We start from the raw sequence: 3,082 nt of genomic DNA, 5'->3' as shown, positions 1-3,082 counted from the left end.
GACGCTGCAGCTCGAGGTCTCGCCGGCGACGTTGATCCCGCGCGCCGATTCCGAGGCCATCGTCGAGGCGGCGCTGGCCGCCGTGCCGGACCGCGCCGGCCTGCGGGTGCTCGACCTCGGCACCGGGACCGGCTGCCTGCTGCTGGCGGTGCTGGCGGAGCGGACCAGCGCCTTCGGGGTCGGGCTGGACCTGAACCCGGACGCCGCCGCCCTGGCGGCCCGCAACGCCGCCGCTAACGGCCTGGCCGACCGCGCCGCCTTCCTGGCTGGTGACTGGGCGGCCGCGCTGGCCCCGGGTCCCGGCGGCCGCTTCGACCTGGTCCTGTCCAACCCGCCCTATATCGAGAGCGCCGTTATCCCGGGGCTGATGCCCGAGGTCGCCGGCCACGAGCCCGGCCGGGCGCTGGATGGCGGCGCCGACGGGTTGGAGGCCTATCGCGTCATCACGTCCAGCCTGCCGCGGCTGCTGGCGCCGGGCGGCGTCGCCGTGCTGGAGCTGGGTGAGGGGCAGGGGCCGGCCGTCGCGGCGCTGGCCGAGGCGGCGGGGCTTGCGATTCGCGGCACGCATGACGATCTCTCTGGCATCGCGCGGGCCCTGGTGATTATGGCTCCGTTTACGCCTGAGGCGAGCCGCGGCTGAAAAAACCGTTTGGCGCCGCAGCCCCATGTGGCTAGGGTGTCCCCGCGGACCCGGGCGGAGTGCCCCCCGGCTTGACCCGCCGGGACAGCCTATGAGACCAGGATCTTCGGGTCAGGTTTCGCTCCCCGGCGCCGCAGCGATGCAACACCATCAGCAAGTGCCCCCTGGTGCATCATGATCCATGCGGGATCATTCCTGCCCTGGACGGCGCGAGCGTGAGACGGCGAACGCAACACCGATGAACATGAAGCGCATGCGCGGCCGTGGCGGTCATCGCCATGGCGGCGGGGGCGGCGGCGGCGGCGGCGGCGGACAGTTCCGCCAGACCAGCCATCAACCGATGAATCGAAACCATGTGTTCGATTCCAATGGACCGGACATGCGGCTGCGCGGCACCGCCCAGCAGCTGTTCGAGAAGTACCTGCAGCTCGGCCGCGATGCGACCGGCGCCGGCGACCGGGTGATGGCCGAGAGCTATTTCCAGCACGCCGAGCACTATTTCCGCATCCTGAACGCGATGGCCCAGGCCGCGCAGCAGGCCAATCCCGGACCGCGCCGCCAGCACAGCGCCGAGGGTGCCGAGCAGGGCGAGGCGCCGCAGGGCGAGGCCGAAGCGGTGCCGAGCCATGTCAACGGCCAGGCCCAGGGCTATGACGACGGCGCCGAGCCGGCGGAGCAGCGCGAAAGCGTCCAGTAACGGGCGGTTTCGCTTCGAGGATGGGGCAGCGCTTCGGGCGCTGGCCTCTCCGGAAGGGCGGGGCCGTCGCGGCCCCGATCCTGTTCCGGGTCCTGCCCTGCCGCCTTAGGCGGGCGGGGCCAGCGCTTCCAGCGCGTCGCCCAGCGCGACCTTGCCGCTTTCCACCACCCGCGCATGCACACCCAGATCGGCATGGCCGAAATGCTGGCGCAGCAGCTTCGGGATATCCAGGTCGCGCTCGCCGGTCTGCAGGCTCACCTGCGTCGCCGGGCAGCGCACGGTGCGCTTGAACACCTCGAGCCGGGCGCCGCCCAGCATCACCTCCTGGCCGATCCAGTCGAATTCCGCCCAGGCCGGCAGACCGCTGAAATAGACATTGGCGCGGAAGCGCAGCGGGTCGAGCTCGACGCCGATCGCCTGCTCGAGGGCTGCGACGCTGGCCAGGTTGATCAGCGAGATGCCCTTCAGCCTCTGGTCGGTGAAGGCATGGCCGGGCGCCTCGGTGAACCAGGGGGTGCCGCGCGCCTCGCCCCCCAGATAGGCGGTCAGCAGCTCGGCCACTGCCCTGCGCCCCGCCTCGGTGCCGAGATCGGCCTGAACCGGCGCCTGTCCCGGGACACGGAGCGACAGCTGGCCGCGCCGGTCGTCGAAGGCCGAGGCCACCAAGGCCAGGCGCGCATTGGCCATCAGACAGGCGAAATTCTGCTTGGGCAGGAAGGCGGGGGCGGCGAGGTCGAAGGGCGCGTCGCCCTGGACCAGCGCGAAGCGCCGGTCATGCGGGATGCATTCGCCTTCGTCGAGATGGGTCTGCTCCAGCGCCTCGGCCGAGAGGCCCTTCACGGGATAGCGGTAGAGATGCTCGACGCGCATCGGTCTGGCTCCTGGTTTTTCGCCGCCCGCCCCTTGAAGCGACGCGGCCTCCCCTACCACATCGCTAGCACGAGCGGTGCCTGGCGTCGCCTTTTCAGGGGCGTCGGGCGGCCGGTTGCCTCATCGGAGGGACAAATGGATATCGAGAAATTCACCGAGCGGGCCCGCGGGTTCCTGCAGGCCGCCCAGACCATCGCGATCCGCGACTATCATCAGCGCATCACTGCGGAGCATCTGCTGAAGGCGCTGCTCGACGACGAGCAGGGCGCCGCGGCCGGGCTGATCCGTGCCGCCGGTGGCGACCCCGCCAGGGTCAAGACCAGCGTCGAGGCCGAGCTGGGCAAGCTGCCCAAGGTGCAGGGCGCCGGTGCCGGCCAGCCGCAATTCATGCCGGATATCGTGCGCGTGCTGGACGCCGCGCAGCAGCAGGCGGCCAAGGCGGGCGACGCCTTCGTGGCCCAGGACCGGCTGCTGGTGGCGTTGGCCGCCAGCGACACGCCCTCGGGCAAGGCCCTGGTCGCCGGCGGTGCCACCGCCGAGCGGCTGGAGCAGGCCATCGCCGCCGTCCGCAAGGGCCGCAAGGTCGACAGCGCCAATGCCGAGCAGCAGTTCGACGCGCTGAAGAAATACGCCCGCGACCTGACCGAGGCGGCGCGCTCCGGCAAGCTCGACCCGGTGATCGGCCGCGACGAGGAGATCCGCCGCGCCATTCAGGTGCTGGCCCGCCGCACCAAGAACAATCCGGTGCTGATCGGCGAGCCCGGCGTCGGCAAGACGGCGATCGTCGAGGGTCTGGCGCTGCGCGTGGTCAATGGCGACGTGCCGGAGGCGCTGAAGGACAAGCGCGTCCTCTCGCTCGACCTGGGCGCCATGGT

General features: G+C 71.3%; 4 protein-coding genes. 3 read left to right on the top strand and 1 reads right to left on the bottom strand.

Features of this window, described 5'->3' with window-relative positions; genetic code table 11:
* Together prmC and BKE38_RS29960 are read left to right on the top strand one after the other, a co-directional pair.
* Positions 1 to 640 (top strand): peptide chain release factor N(5)-glutamine methyltransferase (gene prmC, locus BKE38_RS29965; protein ID WP_076960705.1); only part of this gene is annotated, 640 nt, incomplete at its 5' end.
* Positions 641 to 878: 238 nt separating this feature from the next.
* Positions 879 to 1,337: a DUF4167 domain-containing protein gene (locus BKE38_RS29960; RefSeq protein WP_083747974.1), complete on the top strand. Its 459-nt coding sequence runs from the start codon at positions 879 to 881 to the stop codon at positions 1,335 to 1,337.
* A gap of 105 nt (positions 1,338 to 1,442) precedes the next feature.
* On the opposite strand, the gene BKE38_RS29955 is transcribed toward BKE38_RS29960, so the two are convergent.
* Positions 1,443 to 2,207 carry an MOSC domain-containing protein gene (locus BKE38_RS29955; protein ID WP_076960703.1) on the bottom strand — a complete coding sequence of 255 codons (765 nt, stop codon included), beginning with the start codon at positions 2,205 to 2,207 and terminating at the stop codon, positions 1,443 to 1,445.
* A gap of 135 nt (positions 2,208 to 2,342) precedes the next feature.
* Between BKE38_RS29955 and BKE38_RS29950 the strand changes: the two genes are divergently transcribed.
* Positions 2,343 to 3,082 (top strand): Clp protease N-terminal domain-containing protein (locus BKE38_RS29950; protein WP_278247662.1); only part of this gene is annotated, 740 nt, incomplete at its 3' end.

It is taken from the genome of Teichococcus deserti (assembly GCF_001982615.1).
In the GTDB taxonomy this organism is placed as follows: Bacteria; Pseudomonadota; Alphaproteobacteria; order Acetobacterales; family Acetobacteraceae; genus Pseudoroseomonas; species Pseudoroseomonas deserti.
This window is presented reverse-complemented; position numbering and strand designations above follow the sequence as displayed.